This is a genomic window from Clostridium manihotivorum (assembly GCF_004015185.1).
In the GTDB taxonomy this organism is placed as follows: Bacteria; Bacillota; Clostridia; order Clostridiales; family Clostridiaceae; genus Clostridium_AR; species Clostridium_AR manihotivorum.
Map to the genome: position 1 here is coordinate 2,672,995 of NZ_CP025746.1, position 26,441 is coordinate 2,699,435.

Genomic DNA, 26,441 nt, shown 5'->3' on the forward strand with positions numbered 1-26,441 from the left:
TTGACAAAAAGTTATACTTTTTATGAAAGTAATTTTAAAATAAGTAAAATTATGAGCATAAGAAAGTGATTTGAAGTCTCATTAAACGACCTTAAAACAAGGAAAATCTACAAAAAAGAAGGAAATGAGTATATGTATTTCTAGTGAAGGTTTAGACTATCTGACTAAGTTTCCAGACTACATGGCTTATTGGAATAAAAGAAAAGGACACAAAGAAAAAAAGTATGAATTAATCAAAGAGTTTAAAGAGCAAGGAAGGTTAGAGAAAAGAATATAAAAAACTATGCTAAAGCAGTGGTTAAAGTATTGTGTTGGAAATTAAGTGGTCAGTCATCTTATGCTTAAATGAGCTTGCGCAACAATTAATATGATTTTGTCATAATACATCTTCTTCATGACCACTAAATTTCAACAATATATTAAACATAGCATTTATTTAACAACGGGATAATATATTCAATTCAGCAGATTCGATAACATGACCTCTAATTGCTTTTAAAAATTCATTCATAAAGTAGCCTTCATTTAAGTCCAAGACTTTGTCAAGGCCATATACTTTTAAGCTGTATTCATGATCTTTATCTGGAGGAGTTGGTCCAACATATCTATTTTTTATATTAGGATCCGTTTCACCTATTAAAGGAGAAGCATAGCTATTTTTTCCTTGTACAATGTTTAGAATATTATGGATACTTATGTTTTCTGGAATAGTATCAATTGTAGATGGAATATTGCAAGCTAACCAGTGTATCCAAGTAAAACCGCATACAGGTATGGCATCATGATCTACAAAGGTAATAGCTATGGACTTAACTTCTTTTGATATATCTTTTATCTCAATAGGAAAAGATACACAAGGAATTCCTTTATATTGGTATTCAATTTCAGCAAATTTTGAATATTTAGCTGGCAAATAGCCACTCTTGGTTTCTACGTTAATTTTCATAAATTTTACAATCCTCTCTTAATATATTATTAACTAAAATAATTAATTAAACTTATAAAGGTCTTATAACCTACCATTAAATATATTTAAGTTTAACTACTAGCATGGCTGTGATCATATTATATACTAGTGTATTTTGTTTTAAAATTTGTAATTTATTGATATAATGTTAAGAAAAAAGTAATGATTAATTTTTGGAGAAGAAATGAATTTAGAATGGTATTATACGTTTATAGTTGTTGCAAAATATGAAAATTATAGGAAAGCAGCAGATGAATTATTTATTACCCAGACTTCGGTATTCAATCATATAAAGAATTTAGAGAATCTATTAAAAACAAAGCTTTTTGAACCAAAAGGAAGAAATATTACACTAACAGAGGATGGAAAATTATTTTATTCAATTGCAGCTAACACCTTAAGCACATATGAAAAAGGGATATATGAGATGCAAAAATCTAAGAAGAGATATTCCTTTAGACTTAATGTGGTCGTTACTTCTTACATAGCTTCATATTTAATGCCTAGTTTTTTGCCAATCTTTTTTGAAGCTGCACCTAATATAGATATATCAATATCAGTTATGGATGAATATATACCTCAAGCAATAGAAGAAAATAGATACACAATTGGAATAGATAGAAGATTACCTAATACAGATAAGATAAATTACTTAAATGTATGCGAGGGGAAAATAAAATTAATAGTACCAGATGTTGAAGAGAATAAAAATTTAGTTAATGAGCTTGATTTCTTTAAGAAATACCGTATATTAGCCGGTAATCATCCTTCCTATTGGGAGAAGTTAATTGAAGAAGTATACAAACTATATCCAGAAGCGGATATAACTAATATATCATCTGTGCATACCACTGAGTGTTTAATAAAGGCGAATCAAGGAATTTCATATTTGCCTACATATATTTTTAAAGAGCAAAAGGACAAAAATATTAGAGTAATTGAAGCTAATCATATAGAAGCTCCAATATCATTTACATATGTTATGTGGAAAAAGGACACCCCTGAGGTGAAATTATTCTTAGAGTTATTCAGTAAATTTATTGAGGAGGAACAGAAAGAGCACAATGATGATAAAATTCCAATCTAATATATAGAGCAACTTAAAATATTAAGTTATGCATGCCTGATGATCCACAAAAGCCTGGATCAACTAATCCCCAGAAGCCAAGATTATGGAACATATATAACTTAATTTTCCGTAAAGGATACCTGTATAGGGAACCAACTTCAACTATTAATTTATACATGCCACAAAATCGCCAGAAACCGCGATTTTATAACAAGTATAAATTAAGTTTTCATAAAGGTTCCATACATATAATACAAATCATAATTTAAGAGGTACTGAGATGATAAGAAAAGCAGAAGTTAAGGATGCATCAAGGATAGCGGAAATATTAATATTTGCAAAAAGGACTGCTTATAGAAAAATATTCAACAATGACCAGGTTTCCTTTAACGAAATGCAGGTTTTGGACTTGGCGTTAGGTTTTCGTGACAATAAAGCTGAATTAGAGGGCTTATATGTATATGATGATGGAATCGTAAAAGGATTGATCAAATATGGATGTCTAAGTAAAGAAAGTAATGAAAATAGTATAGAGATCTTTGAACTTTATGTAGATACTTTTTTTCAAGGACAAGGAATTGGAAGCAAATTAATAGATGATTGCCTAAATCAAGCTAAAGAGAAAAGTACAGAGCAAGTATTTCTTTGGGTATTAGAAAAGAACTATAAAGCAAGGAAGTTTTACGAAAATCATGGATTTAAACCAGATGGCAACCGTAAGTTTGAGGATGGCACAACGGAAATAATCTTAAGATATAAGTTAGATTTAGGGACAGAGGGACGGAGCTAATGTCCCGTTAATCTATGTACATCTACGCAATTTTTATAGGTCAAGATTGTTTAACATTCATAAATTAATCTTCGATAAATATTAAAATAAATTCTTAAATTATATTGGGAGGCTATTGTTATGCTAGAGTTATTATCTGAGGAAAGACAAGTTCTTAGCAGATTTCGTAAGGAAAAAACTGATGTTACAATATGGTCATGTATTGAGGGAAAGATGGGAAAAGCTTGGGCAGATAATAATGGCAATCCTACCTTTGGTATTGCGGTGGTAGCTGATTTCTGCTACTTACTTGGAAGCATTGAAGGTTGTAAGGGTGAAGTTTCAATAGAAGAATTGATTGAAAAGTGCAAGAGAAAGATCATAATAGCTGATGACAGCTCATGGATTTCCTTTATAGAAAGCCAATATCCTAACCCTCTAAAGAGATTTAGTAGATATTCAATAAAAACAGAGCCTGATCTATTTAAGAAAGATAGGTTAAATGATTATATTAATGCCATTGATTCTGATTTTAAGATTAGTAGAATTGATGAATCACTTTATCCTAAAGTTTTACAAGATAATTTTATGGCAGATTGCTGCTCAAATTATGACTCCTTAGAAGAATTTTTAAACAATGGGCTTGGTTATGCCATAGTTTATAATGGACAGATAATAGCTGGAGCATCTTCTTATTCTTATTGTGAGGGCTGTATCGAAATAACTATTGGAACAAAAGATGAATATAGACGTAAGGGGTTAGCTCTAGCTGTAGCTTCAAAGTTAATTCTAGCTTGCATGGAAAGAAATATCTATCCTCACTGGGATGCAGCAAATCTAGGATCAGTGGCACTTGCAGAGAAATTAGGATATCATTTTGACAAGGAATACCGGGTGTATGCTATTAAGTAAATTTTAAGCTTTCACATAGAAATGTAATATTAATTATGGTATAGCTTAAAGCTTCTTAAAATATCATAGAATCATATGAACATCATAAAGATACCATAAAGATAGCATATAGGAAGCATTTTATAGGTTAGATATGAGAGCTTGAACATTATGCTATGATATATTATCACTAAAGCTAGGAGGATGCTGTTATTAAATTAGTTTATACAATAAGTTCAATAATCTCATTTATATATGGTTTTACCATTTTGCTTATATTAGATATGGTTAATCATAAAGTCAATTTCACCCCAATATTTAGGTATCCAAGTGTTAAAGGTCTAATAGCAGGAGTGCTTTCAATGGTACTATATATTTTACTTATCATAGGTCTAGGCTTTATAGCTAAATTAAAATCTAATAAAGAGACTAAAAGATATATTACTAATAATATAATTATATTTATATTGGGATTAATATTATTTTGGGGAGTGGGAGCAGCATTTTTTATAGAAACACCCAATTATGCTTAGGGACAGGGGGACGGAGCTAATGTCCCGTTAAATTATGTATTTTGTTGCAAATTTTACAAGGGAAGATTCTGAAGTTCATGCATAACTAATTTTCTTTAAGTATTCATATAAATTTTAAAGGAGAAATAGTATGAAAAAGAATGTAGCTAATAACAATTCAGAGGAAAGATCTATTAACACACCTTGGCATCTTTGGGTAACTGCAGTATTATTTATTTTTATTTATGTTAACGGCACTTATGATTACTTTATGATGCTTGGACATAATGCGAACTATTATAATTCCAAACATTATGGCGAAGCAGTAGTTCAGTACTTTACAAATTACCCAATAGTATTTTTGATTTTATACACAACAAATATTTTCAGTGGCTTGTTTGGGCCTATTATTCTTCTATTCAGAATTCGCCTAGCAAAAACAATCTCATTTGTTTCAGCTGTATCTATGTTATTTTTAGATGCCTTAACCTTTGCCTTTAGAAATAGATGGAATGTTCTTGGCCCTTGGGTATCTCTTTTCGATATAGGCTTATTACTAATTACATGGGCATTTTTCTTTTATTGCAGAATGTTATCTAAGAAAGGTATTATAAAATAAATATTTTTATTATTAAGGGAGTATAAACATGAAGCTTTTGATTATAGAAGATGATAAAAATCTATGTTCTGTTTTAAGTAAGGGCTTAGAGAAATATGATTATATAAGTGATGTGGCTTTTGATGGTGAAGAAGGCTTATACTACAGTGAAATAAATGTGTATGATGCTATTATTTTAGATGTTAATCTCCCTAAAATAGATGGCATAACAGTGTGTAGAGCTATCAGAGAGAAAAGCATACATACGCCAATAATAATGCTTACAGCTAGGACTGATACTGATGATAAGATACTAGGCTTAGACAGTGGGGCAGATGACTATTTAGGGAAACCCTTCGAATTAAAAGAACTAAGTGCAAGACTCAGGGCTTTAATAAGACGAAACTATAACAAGACCTCTAATATATTTAAAATAGGAGATATTATTATAAATACAGAGGAAAAGAACGTTAGTGTAAAGGGAAAATTAATTCAGCTAACCACAAGAGAGTATGAAATTTTAGAGCTGTTAGGCTATAGTTATCCCAATTCAGTTTCAGCTGAAAGTATTATCGAACATATATGGGGCATAGATACAAATGAATTTTCAAATGTAATAAGAGTGCATATTGCAAATTTGAGAAGAAAATTAAAAAATGAAAATGGACAAGAGGTAATAGAAACTATAAAAGGAAGAGGATATAAGCTATGCTAAAGCTAAAGATAAAAAGCAGAATTGCATTGTTATATAGTGTGCTTACGGTAATATTAATTATCTTCTTTATAGTGCTATTTTACTTGTTTCTAAAACTTAATCTTAATAAAGAACCACTAATATCTAATCTTAGCTTAAATGCAAGTACTTCAAAAATAACAGTAAGTAAGAAGGGAAAAGCTGTAGGGACGGATAGTGATAGTGTAATAATAATAGGGAAAAAGCCACAAGCTGTGGTTGAGAGCAAAAGCGATAAAGCTACTAAAGCAGAAGATAGCATTATGAGTTTTACTGAAAAAGGTTTTGAAAAAATAATTATGAGCAATCTTTATAGCAGGTTTTTTATAATTATTGCTATGGTTATAGCTATCATTTTATTGGTCAATTTTCTACTAAGTAAAAGGTATGCTTCTTTTGCTTTAGAGCCCTTAATTCAGTTCACTAAGAAGGTTGAGAAACAGAGGAATTTCAATAAAATAGAACTAATTGAAGCGCCAGTGGTTAAAGATGAAATTTATGATTTGACTCTAGCTTACAATGAGGCTTTAGGAAAGATAAAAGGCTCTTATGAGAATTTGCAGAGATTAAATTCCTATGTGTCACATGAATTAAGAAATTCACTGGCAGTACTAAGAGCTAAAGTAGAGATAGGTGAAGATACAGAAGAAATTACCGGCTATATAGATGGATTAAATAATATTATAAGCGATATATTAGCTATGGCCACAACAACCATTTCTGATAGAAAAGAAGAGGTTGATTTGGCATTGATATGTGCAAAGCTCATTGATGAATACTCAGTAATCTTTAATAACTTCAACTTCGACATGCCTGAAGAGGGTGTTGAAACAATTAAAGGAAAAGAAGTATGGATAGAAAGATGTGTAGCCAATCTTATTGACAATTCAATGAAGTTTATGGACAAAGAAAAAGCTATTAATGAGATAAATATAAAAGTATATGAAGATGATAACAATGTTACTGTTGAAGTTTATGATAATGGTAAAGGAATTGAAAAAGACCGATTTGAAAAGATATTTATACCTTATTACGGAACAGAAAAAAGAACAAGCACCGGGATAGGCCTTGCCTACATAAAACATGTAATGGATTTGCATGAAGGCAAGATCCTAGTTGAAAGCAGTAAGGGAGAATATTCTAAGTTTTCATTAGTATTTAAGAAATAGAATAGTAACATACTACTTCAATTGATAAACTTAAAATCAAGCCTTACATGGAATTACAAAGCTTCATCTTGCTAAAATTCAACAACATTCAAAAAACATATTAAGCTCTTTTAATCTATAAAGCTTGCAGCTCAACTGTATTAGCTTTATAGATTAAAAGAGTTTTTTACTGTCTAGAAATATTCGATGGAATCTGAAGTTCTAAAAAGCTTAGAGCAGCTGATTAGGGGAAACTGCAAAAAAAGAAACTTTACTCACCTACCAGATTTTCCTCTTGCATTATCAACCCATAAATATAAGTTTGTGCTTAACGTTATCTTAATGTTGATATTGTTATTATACCTATGTAAAGCAAATTCAGCTAAAAAGGGAGTGATGGAATGAAGAAGAAAAAGGTGCTAATTGTATTATTACTGGCAGTGATAGTAGTGGTTTTAGGCTCTTATCCTATTATCTTTAAAAGAAAACCAACTGTAGCGAAAGAGGAGAATGTTTTAAAGCTTTATGTATTGGGCAGCGATGAGAATAACTATGATAGGAGGATACAGGCTGTAGTAAGGGAATACGAGAAAAAATATACCAATATAAAAATTAAAGTAGTGGTATTCAATGCCAGCACCAGTGATGGAGTGGATAATTATGTTAAAAAGATGCTTACAGATACTTTAGCAGATGATGGACCAGATATATTAGTTTTGGACAGTCAAACTACCAGAAAATTAGAGAAAGCTGATATGCTTGTTGACCTAGGTGCTTTTATTGAAAAAGATAGAGACTTTAAAAAAGAAGATTACAACATGAAGGTTATTGAAGGCGGTAAGTATAAAGGAAAGCAGGTAATAATGCCCTTTGATTATTACGTTAATCAGTATATAACCACTGAGGAACTACTGAAGAAAAACAATCTTAACCTTCAAGAAAATTACACTGAAAAACAGTTTATTAAGGAACTAAGCTCTTATATAGCTTCCGCTAGTAAGGATAGAAAAAAACTGCTTTTTGCTAATCAAGTAAATATAGAAGATTTCATAGAAGGAAGCGGTGTAAACTTTATTGATTATGATAGCAAAAAAGCCTATTTTGATAAGCCGGAGTTTAAGGAAATAGTAGAGGATTATAAAAAAATATACAATAGCTCTAAGAAGGATAGTGAAGTAACTGGAAGAAGCGGGACTGATGGTTTTGAAGCCTTAAAGAATGGAACGGCCTTATTGTCTAATGATCCTATAGACATGAGAGATACCTTTTTCCCATATGAGTCATTAATAAAACAAACTATCAAAGAAAATCTAATAATTAATGTTATCCCCGGTTATAGTGGAGGGGAGAGGATAACTCCTATTGTTAATGGTTCATTAGCTATTAGTAAGAATGCGAAAAATAAAGCTGCTGCTTACAACTTCATAAAGCTTGCCATATCTGAGGAAATACAGAAAAATAGGCAGATACCTTTTATGATACCGGTTAATAAGAAAGCCGCAAGAGAACTGGAACAACAGTATATAAAAAATGAGGTTAATAGCACCTTTGAATATAGCAAAAGTTTAACTGTAGTAAAGCAGCCTTTATCTGAAAACTTTAAAGCTTATTATGATAAGATAATAGACCAGGTTGATGAGGCTAAAGTTACTAATTCTGAGGTTGAAAATATGATGATGGAGTGTTTAACACCGTATTTTGAGGATAAAGCTTCTTATGAAACCTGTTTAAAGATCTTAGAAAATAAAATTAATTTATATCTGAATGAGTAAGGGAGAAAAAAGATGAAAAGTAGAAGTTTAAATAAATTAATCATAACTTTTATTTATGGGCTTAATATTATGTTTTTAGCAGCATGCTCTAACCATACTGATAAGTCAAGCCTCCAGCAAGCTTCAAATTCAAGTATAAACCAAGGCTCAAGCACAGAAGACAAGTCTACTAATTCTCAGACTAATGATACTTCTAAAGCTGCTCAAGCATTCGAGCAAAATAATAATGCACCGGTTATAGTTGGTACAGTATCAGAAGTTCAGGGGGAAAAAATAACTATTTCCAAAGTTACTAACTATTCTGATGGAGCCGCAACAAGTAAAAAAAAGAATGCTCCCAAGGACAAACAGCAGCTAGTTACTATAGACATAGATAATAGCATTTCTGTGGTGATAAGAACTCCTATAGACAAAAACAATACTAGATTTGATGATAAGATTGGTGAAATATCAAATATCAAAGAAGATTCTTTTGTTGAAGTGTGGGGCAGCAAGAAAGGTGGACAGATTAAAGCTGAAAAAATCATTATCTATATGGTTAACCAACAAAAATAGCTTTAAGAATTTTTGTAGAATAGTTTATCTAAAGTAAGAAAGGGAGGCATTGAAAGGTTGAGGTTTTATAATAAAGAGAAGCTAAATGGTTATATCTTCGCATCACCATCAATAGGTGGATTTTTAATTTTCTTCGCTATACCTTTTAGTATGAGTTTATTTTATTGCTTTACAAAAGGAGCTAGTAATGTTGAATATGTAGGCTTTGCGAACTTTTTGGATTTGTTTAAAAATAGTGATTTTCAATTGGCAGTAAAGAATACAGTTTTATTTAACTTGGTAAGTGTACCATTATTGCTTGTAATATCCTTATTAATTACATTAGTTCTCAATAGCAGTATAAAAGGAAGTAGTTTTTTTAGAACTACCCTAACTTTACCTTTGGTGATTCCAGTTGCATCTATAATACTAATATGGCAGCTTACCTTTGCACAGATCGGTTTCTTAAATCAGATATTGATAAACTTAGGTATATCTGGCCCAGACTATATTAACACTAGGTGGTCATTTATAATTCTAGTATTGTTATATATATGGAAAAATTGTGGATACAATATGATAATATTTCTCGCAGGGCTAAACAGTATTTCAAAAGAATATTATGAGGCTGCGGCCATTGATGGATATGGTACCATAGGCATATTTTTAAAAATAACCTTACCACTGCTGGTTCCTACAATATTTTTCGTATTGATAATCTCAATAATAAACTCTTTAAGAGTATATAGAGAAGCATACCTGCTTTTTGGTAAATACCCCGAATCTAGTGTTTATATGCTACAGCATTTTATAAATAACAATTTTGCAAGCTTGGATTATCAAAGGCTGGCTACAGCTTCTGTAATAGTATTTATAGCAGTAGCAGCAGCTTTAGGATTATTATTTAAGTTGCAAAAAAGCTACGAAATATAGGTGATAAAGTCATGACAGTGGAAAACAAGTTTTTAACAGTTATTAAGTATATAGTACTGTGCATCAGTGCAATCTTTGCCTTAGCACCTGTGGTTTATATAATTTCTGGTTCATTTATGGGACAAAGAGAAGTAGCTGAGGCAATAAGTAGAAATAGCTTTCATTTCATACCTAATTCTTTTACATTAATTCAATACTATGAGGTTTTTCTTAGAAAGCCAGATTTCTTATTAAAGTTCCTAAATTCTTTAATATTGACTATACCAATAATTTTAGGGCAAATAGTAGTATCGGTGTTAGGAGCCTATGCCTTTGCCAAAATAGAATTTCCTTTCAAAAATCAGTTTTTCTTTGGCTTTGTTTTACTTATGATAATGCCCTACCAAGTAACTCTTGTACCAACTTATATTCTTATGAAAAAACTGAATTTAATTGGTACTTATACTTCAGTTATATTTCCAAATATTTTTTCAACTTTTGGAGTGTTTTTATTAACCCAATTTATGAAAAGCATACCGGAGGATCAATGTCAGAGTGCAAAGATTGATGGAGCTAGCCATCTTAAGGTGTTATTGAAAATTATTATTCCACAGTGTAAAAGCTCAATTGCATCGCTTGGAATTCTTTGCTTTATAGACAATTGGAATATGATAGAGCAACCTTTGATTTTACTTAATGACAATCAGCAACCGTTATCCACTTATTTACCAACAATTTGTAACAACCCAAATTCAGTGTGCTTGGCCTTTGCCTGTGCAGTAATATTCATATTGCCAGCGGTATTCATTTTTATTAAGGGAGAGAAACTTTTATTAGAAGGGATACAGCATCTTGATAGTAAATAGGAGTGTTATATGAGAAGAAAAAAGATTATTAATATAGTTATTGCAGTCTTTATTAGTTCAATTTTGTTTTGTATGTATTTTTCAAAAACCATAAAAAATATGCTATTACCTGAGGTTTCAACAGCTCAATTAAAGTCAGGTGCTATTGGAGATACCTTTGAAACAGAAGGAATTATAAATTATGAGAACACCCATAAAATAATCTGTCAAAGTGACTGGGAGGTTCAAGATATAGCAGTACAGGTAAATAAGCCTGTGAAAAAAGGAGACATACTAGGAAAAGTAGATAATAGCAAGGTAATCCTAGAGGAAAGAGAAGAGCAAGCTCAAATCATGAAGCTGGAAAATGAATTAAAGTCTCTACAAGCTACACCCAATGGAGATGTAGATAAGATAAAGGAAAGTCAGTATGAGCTATCAACGGAAAAACTTAAATTAAGCCAAATTCGCAAGGGTTTGGATCAGAATGGAAATATATTATGCGATATGGATGGAAAAATAGTTAATATAAGTGGTCAAGCTACAGAGGATGCTGTAAAATCTACGGCTCTATTCGAAATTGTAGATGATAATCCTAAATTTATAGTTAAGTTTGAAGCTAATCCCAAGGATGCTGAAAGACTAGCTATAGGTTCAAATATTGATGTATTGATTAAAACTAAAGATAATAATAAGGACAACAAAATTACTTCAAGCATATCTGAAAAGACCTATAATATGGAAAAGGATAGCTATACTTTTTTAGCAGAAATAAATAATGCTGGACAATTAAAACCAGGGGACAAAGTGACAATAAATTTGGTAGAAGACAGTAAGAGATATGATAATGTAATCCCTAAAGCCTGTCTAACAGAAGAAGCAGGAGAAGACTATGTCTATATTGTTAAAGACAAGACAAATGCCTTAGGGGGAGAACTTTATGTTGAGAAAGTTCCAGTGCAAGTAATAGCTTCAGATAGTATCAATTGTGCCATTAAGATGGAGAACAGCAATGATATTTCAGGAGGCTATGGAGTGGTAGTTAACAGTTCCAAGCAAATCGAAGATAAAGCTGAAGTTAAACTTGATACTGAGAGATAATGGAGGTGCCTTTGTGAAGCAGAAGAAAATCATAAAGTTGAACCTTACAATTAGTGTAGTAGGATTTATAACATTACTCCTAGTAAGCCTATACTTAGATATAAATCTAAATAAAAGCATCCCAAACATAATAGAGTATAAGAAGATAGACAGCACAGGTCTAAGCTTTACTAAACTTAATGAATTAAAAGATAAATATAAAGAAGCAAACTTCACAGGCTACTCTGAAGCAATATGTAAAGTTAGAAATAAATTTGATATAACTCCAAAGAAAGCTGAGAAGACGAAATTAGTCTTAACAGATGAAAACTTTTTTACTTTATATAATTATAAGTTTATTTCAGGCGGCAAGATAGATTACCTATCAGTAGAAAAAGGAGATAAAATAATTGTAATCAGTGATGTGTTAGCAGTTAAGCTCTATAAAACCCTTAAAGTAGTTGGAAATGAAATTGAAATAGACAATGCTACTTATAAAATTATAGGAGTTTATAAGCAAGATAAATCATTTATCTTTAACATGTCTGATGATGGATACGACAGAATCTTTGTGCCATATACCTCTTATATAGCTGATAACATGGGAAAACTAACAGTTGACGTATTTGCAACTAATGAATCAAGACAAAATACTTCAGCAAAAATTAGAAATAAGTTAGTGAATATATTAGGCGGAGCTCTATCCCAATATAACAGTTATAGCTACATCTTAAACAAAAATATAAACTTTCAATACTTGAGAATACTATGTTTTCTGATAGGACTATGGCTTATAGTAGAGTTGATAAGAATATTGAAGAAATATGTAAAAAGCCTTGCTCTGATATTTAAAGAAAATTCTAAGAAATACTATGTTAAGGATATAATAAGCTCTAACAAAATACAACTTCTAACTATCCTTTCAAAGATATCACTGATTTTGGTATGTATTATAGTTATATTCATGCTGGCAAAGTTTACTGTAATTATAGACCCAAACTATCTGCCTTCGGATAATGTTTTTGACTTGAAATTCTATAAAGACACTATAGTAAAATATGCACAGCTTACAAATGCTAACGAAGTAGGATATAGCAACGTCTATAATAGATACGTAACCAATATAAATAGTGCGGAAAGATCACTTTTAATAGGAGAAATTATATTTTTCGCTATAGCGCTTATAAATATTAAAGGACTAAGAAGCATGTCAACTAGTGAATTGAAGGGCTTAGAATAAGAAGAGATGTGGCTTCAGTAAACTTAATTTTTCTTAATGGAACCCTATATAGGTATCAAACTCCAACTATTAATTTATACATGCCACAAAATCCTCAGAAGCCGCGATTTTATAACAAGTATAAATTAAGTTTTCGTAAAGGTTCCCTATAAATAGAACATCCCTTAACTTGGGTAAATAATTCAAAAGTCAAGGGATGTTCTGTTTAGTAAGTGGTGATTTCCTACTACTAAGATTTTCTGAGATTCTTCACTACTTCCAAAGAAAGGCCAGTTTTAGTAGCAATGGTATCGTCATCTAGAACGTCTAGTAAGTTTTTTGCTATCTGTATTTTTTCTTCATTTTTACCCTCTAACTTACCTTCAATCTTACCTGCTTTTTTGGCTTCTTCCTTCATTTCTCTTAATAAAAATGCATTATTCGCTACCATACGTTCCACCTCCTCTTTATTTGCATCTAATATACTCTTAGCTGTGTTTGCCAAATCTTCCTCGATGGTATTTTCTATCCAATGTTTTAATACCATTCTTTCCTTTTCTGTTATACTAGAAAAAAATAATGCTATTGCTTTAATTCTTTCTATAAATTCCTTAGCATCAATCTTTTGGTCTAGTAAAAATATCGCTGAGGTTATATTCTTATATTCAATAAGCTGCTCTTTAGTGAATTTGTTATTTACATGAAATACACTATACTTAAAATCTATTATACTATCTTCAAATAATTCACTTCCATCTACGATTTCTCTAAATCTTTGAGCAACATTGACTACTTATGGTTTGACATATATCTTACTAATATTATATCCAACTTTATATGATCAATCTACTTTATTTAGCGATAAATTCGAATATATATTGTTATGGCTACTTGGATAATTAAATTTGTTTCCAAAATAAAAATTGTATGTAATAACGTTGTTTCAATTGATTTTAGGCGAATCTACGGTTAGTTTACCTCTAGTAATCTAGGTGTAGGTTGCCTATTTTTACAATTGGTGGTAGATTTAATTCAAGGAGGTGCTAAGTTGGATAATAATAAGGTAGGTACTTTTATATCGGTATCAAGGAAAGCCAAGAATATGACTCAAAAAGAATTAGCAGAGAAACTTAACATAACAGATAAAGCAGTTTCAAAGTGGGAGAGAGGAATTGGGTACCCTGATATTACTATAATATCAAAACTTGCTGAAATTCTGAGTGTTACAGTAAATGAACTTTTAAATGGAGAAAGATTAACGGAAGATTCATCTTTAATCAATGCTGTGGATAGCTCATTAGATTATGTAAATAAGGTAAGTGACCATCGTAATGTTAAAAATGTAAATATAGTTACCATAGTGGTTTCTCTAATCTTTCTAACTGCCATATTTATTTGTACATTATGCGATTTAGCCATAACTAAAACTATTAGCTGGTCCATAATCCCTTCAAGTTCTATAGTTTTAGCATGGTTTATTATAATACCTATGATTAGACTAAAGAAAAATAGACTATCGATTTCAATGCTTTCATTGAGTATATTAATCATACCTTTTTTATGGATAATTGAACAAAATACAAATGGTCACTGGTTAATTTCTGTTGGAATTCCAATCGTAATTGCATCACTTAGTTATTTGTGGATAGGTACTTTTATATTTTGTTATACCAAATTAAATAAATACTATGGTTTATCAATTGCATTTATTATCTTACATATATTAGATATAATAATTGACAAGATTTTAGGAAGATTAGCGATTGATTACTCTATTATTCTAACAGCAGTAGGTTGCACTATCATTTCAATTATATTCTTCTATATGGGCCTCAGGGACAAGGGACAGGGGGACGGAGCGAAACCACTGAAAAACATATTATAAATATTTGAAAATATGTAAAATAAATCAGAATAAAGTAGAATAGAATACAAAAAACCCCCTTAAAATGGTATAATGGAATTGCGACAACCATAACCAAAAAGGGGGGTTCAACCATATGTTAAGAAATCAATCAAAACAATACAGTCTATATTCTATATTATACCACAAAATTCCCGATAATCATATATTGAAACTAATTGATCAAGCTGTGGATTTTAGTTTTGTTAATAAACTTCTTGAAAGTTCTTATTGCAAATATTATGGCCGTCCCGCAAAGGAACCGGAAATGATGATAAGATTGTTGATTTTACAATATTTATATAATTTATCGGATGAAAAAATAATAGAAGAAACTTCTTTAAATCTTGCATCCATGTGGTTTGTTGGCTTAAACCCAGAAGAGGAACTTCCGCATCCAAGTCTTCTTGCTAAATTTAGAGTTCATAGACTACAAGAAGTTACAATGGATGAAATCATAAAAGAAGTTGTAAAACAATGCGTTGAAAAAGGAATTATAAAAGGACATAGTATAAGCATTGATGCTACTCATACACATGCTAATACAGGTAAGTTAGTTCCTGAGAGAGTATTAAAGCACTTAGCTAAAAAAATCCTAAAGAACCTAGAAGAAGAAAGAGGGTCAATACCTCAATGTCATTAAGTTAATGTTTTGCCACAGCAAAATTAAAGTCAATTGAAAGTGTATATGCTTTCCATTGGCTTTTCTCTTTTATATTGTATATTTTTTTGCATGCAAATAAGACAGAGTTAAATCTCTGCAAAAAAAAATTTATATTAGCATAAATTTATGCTACTCTATATATGAAGCTAACTGCCGATTTGGTTTTGACTTTGCGAGGGTCTTTTCTGCCATTTCGAACAGGTAATATATTTCTTTTAATTAGTGCTTCAACATTAGGCGGTGAATCTACATTGCTACATCTGAAATATTGCATACAAACTGCTATGGCCATAGTGAAATTAACCTGATAGCTGTATTTTCTGTTTTTCTGTTGTACAACTACCTGTGTTGTTATTATTTCGCAAAAGTTATACATGGTAAGTCTTGCAAATATCTCTTGTATGATGTAGTCCGCCTTTTTAGAATGAAAACTTGTTAACCCAATGGCATACTTCAATTCTCTAAATGATGTCTCAATGCCCCAACGCATGTGGTATATTTCTTTAAGCTTCTCTATTGAAAACTCTTCTTTGCTAAGATTAGTAATAATAACTTCGTAAGTGTTGTCTGATATTGGAAATCGAACAACTCTAAAGTTTACTGGATAGGTTCCTTTATCTTTAACCGGAAGATAATCAAACCTTTGATTAGCAGGCATAAACTTATATTTTTCAGGATGTGCCTTTATATCCTTAGTTTGACGTCTAGTCAGCAAAATACTATGCTCTATATCAAATGTTTCATCATTAGGTATAGATATACCTGATACTATTCCATTACTATGTATATCTTTAACTCTTATAACATAATTCCAATTTTTCTTTATGATATGTTCAAAGACATTATAACTTTCGTATCCACGGTCGGCTATTATTATAGTTTTATCATTAATATTAGAGCGATCTACCATGTCAATTAATGCCTGAAATTCATTTTCTTCTCTACCTGATTGAATAACTGCATCCATATATGTTCTACTACATAAATCATACATAGCATTTAAGTGAAGAAGGTTATATCCTTTTGAATTTTCAGTAGCTTGAAAATGATTTTTTTCATCTTTAGGATTATGTGCAATACATAAATCTGAACCATCAACTGCCAATAATCGATAGCCATCATAATATTTAGGGCTTACTGCTAATGATGTAAACTTACTAAAAAGATAGTTAAGTGCTTCAGGGAGAATCTTTTGCGGCCGCTGAACGAACGCGGAGCAAGTGGCTGATTCAGTATCATACGAAAAGTATTTTAGAAGCTCAAGATTTAAGCTACTGCCTCCAATAGAAAGTAAAATATTTAGCATCTCTTTGAAATTCAATTTTCGATTTCTAGTGAAATCCTTATCGGGGTCGTTGACAAATAACCATGAGTATTCATGCATTTCCTTTAATACCGTATCTAATTTATTCTTTATAAAATCTGCATATTCGTTCATGAGCGAACCTCCTAAAAAACATTATATTTAAGGGGCTTCGCCACATTTTTCTAACTATTTGTCAAGCTTTTTCTAATGTTTTGATAAAAATTATTATACGTAAATTGTTATAAAAAAAGAACAGGTATGTATTTGTAAACATACTCTGTTCCATAACTATAATACTTATTTCTTAACTTAATGACATTGGTCAATACCTGAGGATGTTGATGCAAACATTCCTGATTATAAAGCAATCGACGATCACAAAGTAGCCAAAGAAACAATGAAAGCATACTTGGAAGATCTTATGGAGAAAGCAGAAAATCATATAGAAAATCCTGATACTTCTGCTACCGCAGCGGTTATTAAGAATGCTCGTGAAATCATATCCGATGAGAAATTTATTCAACAAAAAGGAGTACGTTCATTAGTAGACCAAGATGCAAGAGTGGGAAACAAAAGTAAAACTGATAGTTTTTTTGGATACAAGACAGAATTTATAATGACTACAGGTTCAGAACGTATAATCACTGCGGTAGCAGTACATGATGGAGCTTATGTTGACGGAACAGGTTTTAAAGAATTATACGAGCTAACGAAGGCAAACGAGGGATTGAAGCGGAAGAAGTTTATGGTGATAAAGCATACTTTAGAAAACCCATTTTAGACTTAATTAAAGAAGATCAAGCAGAAGCTTATATACCTGTTAGTGAATCTGTATATCGTATCGATGAGAGTAAATTTAATTATAATAAAGACTCCGACCAATGGTATTGTAAATATGGAAACAATACAGTAAAAAAGAAAGCAAAAATCAATAAAAGTGGTAAAAAAGTTTTAGATATACTTTTGACAAAGAAATATGTAAAGATTGTCCACACCGTTCTGAATGTATTAATGGTAAAGTGTCAGCAAGAACTTTAGAAGTTGGAGTAAATGCACATGAGTACTACGAGTATAGTCAACGTGCAAAGACTCAAGATTTTCTAGAAAAATATAAAAATCGTTCCTGTAATGAGTGGAAAAATGGTGAAATGAAGAGATTTCATGGGTTAGACCGTGCCAAAGGGTATGGTCTAAGAAGCATGGGCATGCAAGCCCGGTTAACGGCATTAGCGGTAAATTTGAAGAGGATAGCCAAGCTGGTATCCTCCTTTTTATTAGATATACTGAAGTTTTTTACAAATAAAGGATGTTTAATCTATTTTTATTGAAGAAGCCGTTTTTTATTGTCTAAAAGATGCTACTTTTTCAGTGGTTTCGGACGGAGCTAGTGTCCCAGTATAAGATAGATAAAAAAGTATACCTTTCAATATGTCATAAAAATTTGATACAATATATAAAGTAAGTATTTGTATGTATATGTATATAATTGAAAAACATTGAAATTAATGTGACTTGATAAAAAAATGATATTAAGAAATGTTGAGAGGTAGTGATTTAGAAGTGGAAAAGCTTTATTTAGTTTGTCCTTCCATGGAACATAAGGATGCATATATAGACATGATGGAAGAATGGGAAGCCACAAAGGAGCATATCTATCCAGGTAAAATAAGAAGGAATTGTATTGAATATAGTAGCTGGTTAGAAACTTTAGAAGCACATAAAAAAAGGGAAACCTGCCCGTCACACCTTTCACCTTCGGATACTTTCTTTTTGGTAAATGAAGATAATAGTCTGCTAGGTGCAGTTAGCATAAGACACTGTTTAAATGAACAGCTTCTCCGATTAGGTGGTCATATAGGTTATGGAATAAGACCTAGTCAAAGAAGAAAAGGATATGCAACCAAGATGCTACAATTGGCTCTTGAAAAGTGTAGAGATATGGGAATAAAGCAAGTTTTAGTAACCTGTGATAAAGATAATATAGGTTCAGCAAAGACTATCCTTGCCAATAATGGAGTACTTGAAAATGAGATAACTGAAGAGAACGGAAATATAGTTCAAAGGTATTGGATATCAATGAAGGATAAATAATTAAGGTATAAGTTAAAGAAAGTCCTACTTAGCTAAGTCCCTTTAAAATTCTATTATGTATATGAATCACTTTATCTTAAAATTTGTATTCCCAAAATAAGAAGTCAAAAAGATTTAAGAATAGATTTCTGATTAAAGTAGGCCATCTAATAAGTTCTAAATAAAATCTATAGGGCACCAACTTCAACTATCAATTTATACATGCAGCAAAATCGCCAGAAGATGCTATTTTATAACAAGTATAAATTAAGTTTTCATGAAGATTCCCTATAGGTATCCAAATTCAACTATTGAACAATGCTTGACGCAAAAATCTCTAGAACCCGTGATTTTCCAACAGTCATAACTCAAGTTTTCGTAATGAAACCCTATAAATCTAATGACACATAGAAATAAGATACCTCAGAAGGATGGGGACAGTGTATGAATAAAGATACAAAATTAATAATATTAAGAGGTAATTCTGGAAGCGGTAAAAGTACTACCGCTAAGGAATTACAAAAGAAATTTGGACATGGCACGATGCTAATTCCACAGGATATAGTTAGGAGAGAGATGCTATTTGTAAAGGATGGTCCTGACAATGAGGCAGTGCAATTATTAATTGATCTTGTGCTATATGGAAAGAAGCACTGCGATATCATAATTTTAGAAGGAATTTTAAATGCAACCTGGTATAGAAAACTATTTGAAACCATACTTGAGGAGTTTGATGATAAAGTTTTTGCGTATTACTTTGATATACCTTTTGAGGAAACCTTAAATCGCCATAAACAGAAACCTAACGCCAATGAATTTGGTGAAAAAGAAATGAAGCGATGGTGGAAGGAAAAAGACTTATTAGGTATTATTCCAGAGGCAGATATACATAAAGAATTAAGCTTAGAGGAAACAGTAGAGCTGATATATAAGGATGTCCTTAGGTAATAAGTTACTACAATTGCAAGATGGACAACTTCAACAATTCTAGAATCATCTAGATTGTGACAGGGGAATTTGGCAATATGGGCTTTATCACTTAACGATACTATCTATAGCGAACTGACACTTAATTAAATAATAAAAAATACAACGATTTATGGAGGTAAATATGTGTTTTATATGCGATAGAATTTCTATGATAAAAGAAGGAACAAATAAGTACTTTGTAAAAGAGCTAGAAACAGGTTATGTAGTTATCGGTGATAACCAATTTTTTAAAGGTTATACTTTATTTCTTTGTAAAGTTCATAAAACAGAATTAAGCATGTTGAGTAATGAGTTTAAATTGAAGTTTTTAGAGGAAATGTCAATTGTAGCAGAAGCTGTACAAAAGGCTACTGGCTGCGAAAAGATGAATTACGAAATGTTAGGTAATGGTGACTCACACATGCATTGGCACCTGTTTCCAAGAAGGCAAAATGATTTGGGACAGTATGGTATCAATGGAAAAGGACCTGTTTGGTGGTATCCTCAGGAGAAAATGTATGATGATTCAACAATACCTACTGAAGAAGAATTAAAAGAAATGAAAGAAAAACTTATATTTGAATTAAATCAATTGTAGGGTACATTACGAAAACTTGAGTTACCCATGTTCGAAAATAATGAAGCTATGAACCTTAGGTATGCATAACTTAATAATTGAATTTGTTCTATAAAATGAACATAATATATGGCAAGTCTTAAGAGAAACTAGATAAAACTGGAGGTGTTTTATGAGTTTAAAATATATTAAAGCAAAAAAAGAAGATACAGAACTGCTAATAGAAATATATAATCAATCCTTTTATGAGGATTATATTAAGTATGTTGAATGTCCTGCCTATGGAAAATCAAAAGAGAACATGGAAGCTTCTATTGAAAAATCTCCTAAGTTTATAATATACAGTGATGATATTCCCGTTGGAGCTGTTTCATTTGCAAACAGGGGAGAGGGCGAGTACTATCTAGGATGTCTTTGTGTAGTACCTGATTACCAAAACAAAGGGATTGGAGCACAAGCAATTAAGTATACACTGGCTTATTACTCTGATTGGAAGAAAATAACCTTGATAACTCCAGCGGATAAAGAGAAGAATATAAATTTTTATACAAAGAAGTGTGGCTTTAAAATAGATGGTACAGAGATGGATGGAAATGTGAAGGTAGTGCATTTAAAAATGGAGAGAAGCGAACTTTTATAAAAAGATATGCGAGAGTTCCTGCAATGTATTAACTAATGGTTAATTTTTATGAACGAAAAGTGAAAGTACTTCAATTGTTTAAGTTATACAATCTTGATATGATTTAGGTAACGAAGGCCTAAGTTATTATTGATAAAGATATAATACTTACATCCGAAATATACTTTTAAAACTCCTTTCTGTCTTCTCAGAGGAGAGCCTAAAAATATATAATTAAGTAGTACATATACAAGCAAAGGAGTTTAATTTATGAGAATAGGTGAGATCATTAGGGATTACAGGAAAAAAGAAAATCTTACTCAGGAACAGGTTGCTAACTATTTAAATATAAGCACTCCAGCAGTGAATAAATGGGAAAATGGAATATCCTATCCAGACATAACTCTGCTATCACCTCTTGCAAGAATTCTAAAAGTTGATGTTAATACTTTATTAGCCTTTAATGAGGAGTTAACTGAAGCGGAAGTTAACAAATTCGGAAGAGACGTAAGTGAAATGGTATCCAAAGAGGGATATGAAAAAGCTTTTGAAATGGGTAGTGAATTAATTAAGCAATACTCAAACTGTGATGAATTAATATTAAGAGTAGCTTCAATGCTAAGACTATTTCTAGTTCCCCAGCAAATTGATAATAAAGACAAATATGAAGAAAAAATAATTGCTTGGATTGAGCTTGTAGCATCAAACAGCAATGAGAAAACAGCTACTATGGCAAAAATATCTTTAGTTGCAATTTACAGAGAGAGAAAAGAATACGAAAAAGCTGAAGAAATACTGCGCAAACTTCCAGATTTAGAGATGGATTATGGGAAAAAGCTTCAACAAATACTGTTACTTGAAAGTATGGATAAGCTAGACGAAGCTTATGATGCTTGTGAGCAAATGTTATTCAAAACTGCTCATGAGGCCGTTGGCATTTTATTTTTGATGGCAGAGATGGCTCTAAAAGAGAATGAAACAAGTGATGCAGAAGATTATATAGAACGTGCTAAAAAATTAGTTGAAGTATTTGAACTAGGAGCATACCATAAGTACACCTTAGATTTATATTTAGCGAAAGAAAAACAAGATAAAGAAAAAGCTATAGAACTAGTTATAAATATGGTAAAGGAAGCAGAGACCATGGACAGTATGGATTCAAAGCTGTATAAACATAGAAAATGGAAGGTTACTAAAAGATGGAGCAAGGATAGATACGAAAGACTAGTAAAGAAATTAATTAAAAATGATAAAACATTGGATTTTGTAAAAGATGACCCTAGAATAAAGTTTCTACTGGAATAAAACCAGAACTGACAAATAACTCAGCTCAAAATATAGAATTAATAAATAGCTTTAACCGTTGATCTTAATTGGTTAAGGCTATCTTTCTGTCTAGGAATCCCTATGAAGGCTAAATCTCAAATAAATTATGATGTGCAATTTTTTCTTTTTCGTAGGAATCGCTGATGAAGGCTAAAGTCCTAGCAGAAGTATAATGAAAAAGAGCCTGACTTTTTCGTAGAAAAGTATAAAAATTCTTATTAGCTAAATATAGTAATATCAAGGGTTTAGATTAGTTTGGTGGTTTGAAAAGTAAAAAAGCTTATTATCCTTACATATTGTCTTCATATAAATTGGGAAAGGCATATGATGGAAAGATTCAAACATAAGTGTTAATTTTCAATATATGGTATAATAAGGTATGAGGTTCTGAATCAAAATAAGGACTAATAGCAATGGTCTTTATATTCTAAGAGAAGTGCTTCTTCAAATAACATATAGATTAGAAAGTAGATTCAATTTATCCTAGGAGGAATTTTATGCATTATGTAAAGGCAGTTTTTAATGCAGATAATTGTGGTATATTAGCTTACGGATTTAAGGTAAATATGCTATGTAAAGAGCTGGAAATTACATATGATAATTTTCAGGAAGGTTACACAAGTAAAGGTATAAAACTAAACGATAAGCAATATGCTCATTTACAGCGGTTATTGAAAGTGAAGAATTTTAAAGCTTCAAATATGAATATGGAAAGGTATTATTTAGTTATGGATCCATATGAATGGACTTTGCAATGCATATCAGATGATGGAAGTCCTATGTTAGATATTTCAGGTGTAGACGGAGATTTAATACCACCAAAGCCTATTAGTATTTTAGTAGAATATGTTGTAAGCATTGGAATAGAGGTAGAACTATTAAAAGCAATGAGATTATTTTGATGGTAATAAGAAATGTAGATTTGCAAAAAAAACTCAATTCAGTGACTTTTTCATTATAGCAAATTGAAGCTCAATGCTTAATTGTAAACTAATAATTCAAACTTGGAGGTATAAAATGGATATAGCAGTTTTATCAGACATTCATGGTAATTACGTAGCTTTAGAGCGTTGCCTTGAATATGCATTTTCAAAAAACATTAGTAACTTTATTTTTCTTGGAGATTATATTGGTGAATTAGCATACCCTGAAAGAACAATGAAAATATTATATGAATTGAATGAAAAATATAAATGTTACTTCATCAAAGGTAACAAGGAGGATTATTGGCTTAATTACCGTGCTGGTGGTGAAAAAGGCTGGAAGGATAACAATTCTGCCAGTGGTTCTTTAATATATACATACAAAGCTCTTACATCAAAAGATTTGGATTTCTTTGAGCAGTTACAGCCAGTACAGGAGATGACTGTTGAGGATATGCCAGCAATAACCCTTTGTCATGGTTCACCTAACAAGGTAAATGAAAAGCTATTACCAGATAATGCGAAGACTATAGAAATCATGAACAATGCTAAAACATCCATAATTTTATGTGGACATACCCATATTCAAAGAAAGATTGTACATAATGAAAAAGTTGTACTAAATCCAGGAGCGATAGGAGTACCTCTTTTTAGTGAAGGAAAGACACAGTTCTTAATATTGCATGGCAATGATATAACCTGGTCAGAGGAATTTGTTAGTCTCGAATATGACTATTTACGGGCAATCAGAGAGCTTCATGAAGTTAAGCTCAATGAACATGCACCCTATTGGTGCTTGGTAACTGAAAATATTCTCCGTGGAGGTAATATATCTCATGGAAAAGTTTTATCAAGAGCAGTGAATTTATGCGTAGAGGAAACTGGTGATTGCGTTTGGCCTGATATACCTGAAAGGTATTGGAAACAGGCAGTAAATGAATTAATAGGCTTATAGAATTAGTGAAGCAGTGCATATCAGATGGATGGATATAGGGGGAAATATGAGTATATATTTAAAGGATATTGATAACCAGAATTGGGAGCAATGCATTATGTTAACTACTAATAAAGAAGGAAAGCATTTTATTTGTGAGGAATTTGTTGCTTCAAATGCTTTATCAATTGCCCAATCAAAAATTCAAAAAGGGTGGATTACAAAGGCAATATATGATGAAGATACTATGATTGGGTTCACAATGTATGGTTTTTGTTATGAAAATAATTTTTATGAGATATGTAGGATTATGATAGATCACAAATATCAGGGAAAAGGTTATGGCAGGAAAGCACTAGGAAAAGTCATTGAAGAAATGAAAAGCTTTAAGGATTGTAATGAGATTTTTTTATCCTTTGATCCAGAAAATCAAATTGGCAAAAAACTTTATGAGAGCTTTAACTTCAAGGCTACAGGTAGAATAATCGATGATGAATTGTTATATAGTTTAAGCTTAAAGTAACTTATGACGTTTTTATACTAAACTTATTGAATATTCCTTAATGACTTATAAAATATTCCATCATTGTGTAAGGAAAGATATCTTTCTTAGGTATATTATATTTATTAGAAAAGTATATAATATGCTTTCGGTGTAGTATAATAAAACATATATATAAATATAAGTATGGTAGGAAAAATTTTAAGAGGTGGGCAATATGAGAAAAAGATTTTTTAAAATATGCGTGCCAATCGGTGCATTTAGTCTTTTTGTTAGCCTTATTTTTAAGAATATGACTGATTTTACTAAAGGATACTTTGAGGGTATGGCAATATCATTCATTACAGTGGGTCTAATATATTATGGTTATTGCTTAATAAAAAGGCAAAGTTCTTACACTAGATAAAACCAGAATATAAAGCTTATTAGTACCTTATGTCTTAACAGGGAGTCTATATTTTTTGAAATTTGGCTTTCTGTTTTTATTTTAGGTTCTCTTAAAGTATTGTGTTTGAAATAAAGTGGGCCATAATAATTAGAATTTATATATGAAGATAATAACAACATTTATTTAACACATACATATAGGGAGCCAAAACTATATACAAGATAGGCAGAAGTATTTTAATTATACATTTTAGAATTTTTCAATCTATAGGCATTTAACTATGCATAGATACACTAAATAATGTCAGCAAAAAGTTATAAGAGGAAGTGAATTTATGAGAATAGGAATTATAGGCCCATCGGAAAATGAGATAGTACCTTTCATTGATAAAATACATAGTAAAAAGGTAAAAGCCTATGCAATGTTAAAGTTTTATAGCGGTAAATATGACAATAAAGATGTGGTAGCACTTTACTGCGGTGTTTGCAAGGTCAATGCAGCTATTGCAACTCAAATACTTATAGACAAGTTTAATATCACCCATGTTATGGTAACTGGTGTTGCAGGAGGCATTGATAGTGTATTGAAGGTTGGAGATACTGTCATTTCAACAGAAATTGCATATCATGATGTTGAGGCTGGTATATTAACAGAGTATCATCCTTGGATGGATAATATATATTTTAAAGCTGATAATACCTTAGTCTATGTATGCAAAAAAGTGGTAGAAGAGAGTGAGTTTAAGCAAAAAGTACTATTTGGAAGAATTGTTACTGGTGAAGCATTTATAAGTGATAGTGGGCGAGAGGATATAATTAAAAAATATAACCCACTATGTGTAGACATGGAAACAGCAAGTATTGCACATGTGTGTTATGTTAATAAGATTCCATTTTTAGCTATAAGGTCAATAACTGACACTGCAGATGAGAGTGGAACAGAAGCCTTTGAAAATAACTGCGTATCTGTTGCAAAGAATTCTATTGAGGTATTAGAAAAATTAATCGAGAAAATTTAGAGAGTAGATATTATGGATTTATTAAGCTTTAAGTGATAATGAGATTGACTTTTGTGCATATAATAATTTAGAGGCAAGTCTAATGATATTGCTTTCAATTAGCAGATAAAAAGCTTTTACATGAATGAAGGATTTTAACTAGATCACTATAGTAACAGACACTTAATTTTAGAATTATTCTTTATCGGCACAG

31 protein-coding genes and 1 pseudogene are annotated in these 26,441 nt (G+C 31.1%); 29 read left to right on the forward strand and 3 right to left on the reverse strand.

The features are described 5' to 3' along the window. The first annotated feature begins 124 nt into the window (after positions 1-124). A complete protein-coding gene (locus C1I91_RS28145) occupies positions 125-277 on the forward strand; it encodes a hypothetical protein (protein WP_164880513.1) in 153 nt (50 codons plus the stop codon). 159 nt (positions 278-436) lie between these two features. Here C1I91_RS28145 and C1I91_RS12025 read toward each other — a convergent pair whose 3' ends face one another. Further along, a complete protein-coding gene (locus tag C1I91_RS12025; RefSeq protein WP_128213095.1) occupies positions 437-946 on the reverse strand; it encodes a YbhB/YbcL family Raf kinase inhibitor-like protein in 510 nt (169 codons plus the stop codon). A 205-nt stretch (positions 947-1,151) separates the two neighbouring features. On the opposite strand from C1I91_RS12025, the gene C1I91_RS12030 reads away from it, so the two are divergent. The 14 genes from C1I91_RS12030 (at position 1,152) to C1I91_RS12090 (ending at position 13,070) form a co-directional block, all read left to right on the forward strand. Continuing rightward, positions 1,152-2,054, forward strand: a complete 903-nt coding sequence (locus C1I91_RS12030; RefSeq protein ID WP_128213096.1) for a LysR family transcriptional regulator — start codon at positions 1,152-1,154, stop codon at positions 2,052-2,054. 262 nt (positions 2,055-2,316) lie between these two features. Continuing rightward, positions 2,317-2,826: a GNAT family N-acetyltransferase gene (locus tag C1I91_RS12035; RefSeq protein ID WP_128213097.1), complete on the forward strand. Its 510-nt coding sequence runs from the start codon at positions 2,317-2,319 to the stop codon at positions 2,824-2,826. Positions 2,827-2,946: 120 nt separating this feature from the next. Continuing rightward, positions 2,947-3,717: a GNAT family N-acetyltransferase gene (locus C1I91_RS12040; protein WP_128213098.1), complete on the forward strand. Its 771-nt coding sequence runs from the start codon at positions 2,947-2,949 to the stop codon at positions 3,715-3,717. Between the two features lie 341 nt (positions 3,718-4,058). Beyond that, positions 4,059-4,229, forward strand: a complete 171-nt coding sequence (locus C1I91_RS28150) for a hypothetical protein (RefSeq protein ID WP_164880514.1) — start codon at positions 4,059-4,061, stop codon at positions 4,227-4,229. Between the two features lie 130 nt (positions 4,230-4,359). Continuing rightward, positions 4,360-4,827, forward strand: coding sequence for a hypothetical protein (locus C1I91_RS12045; RefSeq protein ID WP_128213099.1), 468 nt, complete (start codon positions 4,360-4,362; stop codon positions 4,825-4,827). A 28-nt stretch (positions 4,828-4,855) separates the two neighbouring features. Continuing rightward, the gene (locus tag C1I91_RS12050) at positions 4,856-5,521 is read left to right on the forward strand and encodes a response regulator transcription factor (RefSeq protein ID WP_128213100.1); all 666 of its coding nucleotides are present in this window, start codon (positions 4,856-4,858) and stop codon (positions 5,519-5,521) included. Next, entirely contained in the window at positions 5,515-6,708 is a 1,194-nt protein-coding gene (locus C1I91_RS12055) for a sensor histidine kinase (RefSeq protein WP_128213101.1), read from the forward strand. The genes C1I91_RS12050 and C1I91_RS12055 overlap by 7 nt, the downstream gene beginning before the upstream one ends. 186 nt (positions 6,709-6,894) lie before the next feature. Beyond that, on the forward strand, positions 6,895-7,092 hold the full coding sequence (locus tag C1I91_RS12060) for a hypothetical protein (RefSeq protein ID WP_128213102.1): 198 nt from the start codon (positions 6,895-6,897) through the stop codon (positions 7,090-7,092). Next, on the forward strand, positions 7,089-8,459 hold the full coding sequence (locus tag C1I91_RS12065) for an extracellular solute-binding protein (protein WP_128213103.1): 1,371 nt from the start codon (positions 7,089-7,091) through the stop codon (positions 8,457-8,459). Before C1I91_RS12060 ends, C1I91_RS12065 begins: the two co-directional genes overlap by 4 nt. A 12-nt stretch (positions 8,460-8,471) precedes the next feature. Beyond that, positions 8,472-9,014: a hypothetical protein gene (locus C1I91_RS12070; RefSeq protein WP_128213104.1), complete on the forward strand. Its 543-nt coding sequence runs from the start codon at positions 8,472-8,474 to the stop codon at positions 9,012-9,014. Between the two features lie 57 nt (positions 9,015-9,071). Continuing rightward, the gene (locus tag C1I91_RS12075) at positions 9,072-9,926 is read left to right on the forward strand and encodes a carbohydrate ABC transporter permease (protein WP_128213105.1); all 855 of its coding nucleotides are present in this window, start codon (positions 9,072-9,074) and stop codon (positions 9,924-9,926) included. 11 nt (positions 9,927-9,937) lie between these two features. Beyond that, positions 9,938-10,771, forward strand: a complete 834-nt coding sequence (locus C1I91_RS12080) for a carbohydrate ABC transporter permease (RefSeq protein WP_128213106.1) — start codon at positions 9,938-9,940, stop codon at positions 10,769-10,771. A gap of 9 nt (positions 10,772-10,780) precedes the next feature. Next, complete coding sequence (locus C1I91_RS12085) at positions 10,781-11,851, forward strand: efflux RND transporter periplasmic adaptor subunit (protein ID WP_128213107.1); 1,071 nt, start codon at positions 10,781-10,783, stop codon at positions 11,849-11,851. A 13-nt stretch (positions 11,852-11,864) separates the two neighbouring features. Beyond that, complete coding sequence (locus C1I91_RS12090) at positions 11,865-13,070, forward strand: ABC transporter permease (protein ID WP_128213108.1); 1,206 nt, start codon at positions 11,865-11,867, stop codon at positions 13,068-13,070. Between the two features lie 229 nt (positions 13,071-13,299). Here the strand turns inward: C1I91_RS12090 and C1I91_RS12095 are convergent, their stop codons facing one another. Further along, entirely contained in the window at positions 13,300-13,596 is a 297-nt protein-coding gene (locus tag C1I91_RS12095; protein WP_128213109.1) for an RpnC/YadD family protein, read from the reverse strand. Between the two features lie 501 nt (positions 13,597-14,097). Here C1I91_RS12095 and C1I91_RS12100 point away from each other — a divergent pair. Together C1I91_RS12100 and C1I91_RS12105 are read left to right on the forward strand one after the other, a co-directional pair. Continuing rightward, entirely contained in the window at positions 14,098-14,934 is an 837-nt protein-coding gene (locus C1I91_RS12100; RefSeq protein ID WP_128213110.1) for a helix-turn-helix domain-containing protein, read from the forward strand. Positions 14,935-15,049: 115 nt separating this feature from the next. Next, positions 15,050-15,583 (forward strand): annotated as a pseudogene (locus C1I91_RS12105) (transposase); the annotation flags it as partial. Positions 15,584-15,740: 157 nt separating this feature from the next. Here C1I91_RS12105 and C1I91_RS12110 read toward each other — a convergent pair. After that, complete coding sequence (locus tag C1I91_RS12110) at positions 15,741-17,054, reverse strand: IS4 family transposase (RefSeq protein ID WP_128213111.1); 1,314 nt, start codon at positions 17,052-17,054, stop codon at positions 15,741-15,743. 265 nt (positions 17,055-17,319) lie between these two features. On the opposite strand from C1I91_RS12110, the gene C1I91_RS29760 reads away from it, so the two are divergent. The 12 genes from C1I91_RS29760 (at position 17,320) to C1I91_RS12170 (ending at position 26,248) form a co-directional block, all read left to right on the forward strand. Then, a complete protein-coding gene (locus tag C1I91_RS29760; protein ID WP_128213112.1) occupies positions 17,320-17,703 on the forward strand; it encodes a hypothetical protein in 384 nt (127 codons plus the stop codon). 226 nt (positions 17,704-17,929) lie between these two features. Then, the gene (locus tag C1I91_RS29765) at positions 17,930-18,250 is read left to right on the forward strand and encodes a transposase (protein ID WP_420808471.1); all 321 of its coding nucleotides are present in this window, start codon (positions 17,930-17,932) and stop codon (positions 18,248-18,250) included. A 208-nt stretch (positions 18,251-18,458) separates the two neighbouring features. Then, positions 18,459-19,013: a GNAT family N-acetyltransferase gene (locus C1I91_RS12125; RefSeq protein WP_128213114.1), complete on the forward strand. Its 555-nt coding sequence runs from the start codon at positions 18,459-18,461 to the stop codon at positions 19,011-19,013. A 423-nt stretch (positions 19,014-19,436) separates the two neighbouring features. Further along, positions 19,437-19,940, forward strand: coding sequence for a kinase (locus tag C1I91_RS12130; protein WP_128213115.1), 504 nt, complete (start codon positions 19,437-19,439; stop codon positions 19,938-19,940). Between the two features lie 163 nt (positions 19,941-20,103). Then, the gene (locus C1I91_RS12135) at positions 20,104-20,559 is read left to right on the forward strand and encodes an HIT family protein (RefSeq protein ID WP_128213116.1); all 456 of its coding nucleotides are present in this window, start codon (positions 20,104-20,106) and stop codon (positions 20,557-20,559) included. Between the two features lie 151 nt (positions 20,560-20,710). Continuing rightward, entirely contained in the window at positions 20,711-21,178 is a 468-nt protein-coding gene (locus C1I91_RS12140) for a GNAT family N-acetyltransferase (protein WP_128213117.1), read from the forward strand. Between the two features lie 249 nt (positions 21,179-21,427). Then, positions 21,428-22,462: a helix-turn-helix domain-containing protein gene (locus tag C1I91_RS12145; protein WP_128213118.1), complete on the forward strand. Its 1,035-nt coding sequence runs from the start codon at positions 21,428-21,430 to the stop codon at positions 22,460-22,462. Positions 22,463-22,980: 518 nt separating this feature from the next. Next, on the forward strand, positions 22,981-23,385 hold the full coding sequence (locus tag C1I91_RS12150) for a hypothetical protein (RefSeq protein ID WP_128213119.1): 405 nt from the start codon (positions 22,981-22,983) through the stop codon (positions 23,383-23,385). Between the two features lie 115 nt (positions 23,386-23,500). Continuing rightward, complete coding sequence (locus tag C1I91_RS12155) at positions 23,501-24,361, forward strand: metallophosphoesterase family protein (RefSeq protein WP_128213120.1); 861 nt, start codon at positions 23,501-23,503, stop codon at positions 24,359-24,361. Positions 24,362-24,407: 46 nt separating this feature from the next. Continuing rightward, positions 24,408-24,863, forward strand: coding sequence for a GNAT family N-acetyltransferase (locus tag C1I91_RS12160; protein WP_128213121.1), 456 nt, complete (start codon positions 24,408-24,410; stop codon positions 24,861-24,863). Positions 24,864-25,059: 196 nt separating this feature from the next. After that, positions 25,060-25,248 (forward strand): hypothetical protein, encoded by a 189-nt coding sequence (locus C1I91_RS12165; protein WP_128213122.1) that lies wholly within the window; start codon positions 25,060-25,062, stop codon positions 25,246-25,248. Between the two features lie 316 nt (positions 25,249-25,564). Then, complete coding sequence (locus C1I91_RS12170; RefSeq protein WP_128213123.1) at positions 25,565-26,248, forward strand: 5'-methylthioadenosine/adenosylhomocysteine nucleosidase; 684 nt, start codon at positions 25,565-25,567, stop codon at positions 26,246-26,248. Positions 26,249-26,441: the final 193 nt, after the last annotated feature.

What these genes read in the sequence shown, in the direction of transcription:
- C1I91_RS12160 (WP_128213121.1), top strand. Translation starts at nt 24,408, where the DNA reads ATGAGTATATATTTAAAGGATATTGATAACCAGAATTGGGAGCAATGC.
- C1I91_RS12150 (WP_128213119.1), top strand. Translation starts at nt 22,981, where the DNA reads ATGCATTATGTAAAGGCAGTTTTTAATGCAGATAATTGTGGTATATTA.
- C1I91_RS12125 (WP_128213114.1), top strand. Translation starts at nt 18,459, where the DNA reads ATGTTGAGAGGTAGTGATTTAGAAGTGGAAAAGCTTTATTTAGTTTGT.
- C1I91_RS12035 (WP_128213097.1), top strand. Translation starts at nt 2,317, where the DNA reads ATGATAAGAAAAGCAGAAGTTAAGGATGCATCAAGGATAGCGGAAATA.
- C1I91_RS12130 (WP_128213115.1), top strand. Translation starts at nt 19,437, where the DNA reads ATGAATAAAGATACAAAATTAATAATATTAAGAGGTAATTCTGGAAGC.
- C1I91_RS12025 (WP_128213095.1), bottom strand. Translation starts at nt 946, where the DNA reads ATGAAAATTAACGTAGAAACCAAGAGTGGCTATTTGCCAGCTAAATAT.
- C1I91_RS12070 (WP_128213104.1), top strand. Translation starts at nt 8,472, where the DNA reads ATGAAAAGTAGAAGTTTAAATAAATTAATCATAACTTTTATTTATGGG.
- C1I91_RS12145 (WP_128213118.1), top strand. Translation starts at nt 21,428, where the DNA reads ATGAGAATAGGTGAGATCATTAGGGATTACAGGAAAAAAGAAAATCTT.
- C1I91_RS12140 (WP_128213117.1), top strand. Translation starts at nt 20,711, where the DNA reads ATGAGTTTAAAATATATTAAAGCAAAAAAAGAAGATACAGAACTGCTA.
- C1I91_RS12085 (WP_128213107.1), top strand. Translation starts at nt 10,781, where the DNA reads ATGAGAAGAAAAAAGATTATTAATATAGTTATTGCAGTCTTTATTAGT.
- C1I91_RS29760 (WP_128213112.1), top strand. Translation starts at nt 17,320, where the DNA reads ATGAAAGCATACTTGGAAGATCTTATGGAGAAAGCAGAAAATCATATA.
- C1I91_RS12155 (WP_128213120.1), top strand. Translation starts at nt 23,501, where the DNA reads ATGGATATAGCAGTTTTATCAGACATTCATGGTAATTACGTAGCTTTA.
- C1I91_RS12080 (WP_128213106.1), top strand. Translation starts at nt 9,938, where the DNA reads ATGACAGTGGAAAACAAGTTTTTAACAGTTATTAAGTATATAGTACTG.
- C1I91_RS12055 (WP_128213101.1), top strand. Translation starts at nt 5,515, where the DNA reads ATGCTAAAGCTAAAGATAAAAAGCAGAATTGCATTGTTATATAGTGTG.
- C1I91_RS12040 (WP_128213098.1), top strand. Translation starts at nt 2,947, where the DNA reads ATGCTAGAGTTATTATCTGAGGAAAGACAAGTTCTTAGCAGATTTCGT.
- C1I91_RS28145 (WP_164880513.1), top strand. Translation starts at nt 125, where the DNA reads ATGAGTATATGTATTTCTAGTGAAGGTTTAGACTATCTGACTAAGTTT.
- C1I91_RS12110 (WP_128213111.1), bottom strand. Translation starts at nt 17,054, where the DNA reads ATGAACGAATATGCAGATTTTATAAAGAATAAATTAGATACGGTATTA.
- C1I91_RS12165 (WP_128213122.1), top strand. Translation starts at nt 25,060, where the DNA reads ATGAGAAAAAGATTTTTTAAAATATGCGTGCCAATCGGTGCATTTAGT.
- C1I91_RS12135 (WP_128213116.1), top strand. Translation starts at nt 20,104, where the DNA reads ATGTGTTTTATATGCGATAGAATTTCTATGATAAAAGAAGGAACAAAT.
- C1I91_RS12050 (WP_128213100.1), top strand. Translation starts at nt 4,856, where the DNA reads ATGAAGCTTTTGATTATAGAAGATGATAAAAATCTATGTTCTGTTTTA.
- C1I91_RS12095 (WP_128213109.1), bottom strand. Translation starts at nt 13,596, where the DNA reads ATGGTATTAAAACATTGGATAGAAAATACCATCGAGGAAGATTTGGCA.
- C1I91_RS12170 (WP_128213123.1), top strand. Translation starts at nt 25,565, where the DNA reads ATGAGAATAGGAATTATAGGCCCATCGGAAAATGAGATAGTACCTTTC.
- C1I91_RS12065 (WP_128213103.1), top strand. Translation starts at nt 7,089, where the DNA reads ATGAAGAAGAAAAAGGTGCTAATTGTATTATTACTGGCAGTGATAGTA.
- C1I91_RS28150 (WP_164880514.1), top strand. Translation starts at nt 4,059, where the DNA reads ATGGTACTATATATTTTACTTATCATAGGTCTAGGCTTTATAGCTAAA.
- C1I91_RS12060 (WP_128213102.1), top strand. Translation starts at nt 6,895, where the DNA reads ATGGAATCTGAAGTTCTAAAAAGCTTAGAGCAGCTGATTAGGGGAAAC.
- C1I91_RS12030 (WP_128213096.1), top strand. Translation starts at nt 1,152, where the DNA reads ATGAATTTAGAATGGTATTATACGTTTATAGTTGTTGCAAAATATGAA.
- C1I91_RS12045 (WP_128213099.1), top strand. Translation starts at nt 4,360, where the DNA reads ATGAAAAAGAATGTAGCTAATAACAATTCAGAGGAAAGATCTATTAAC.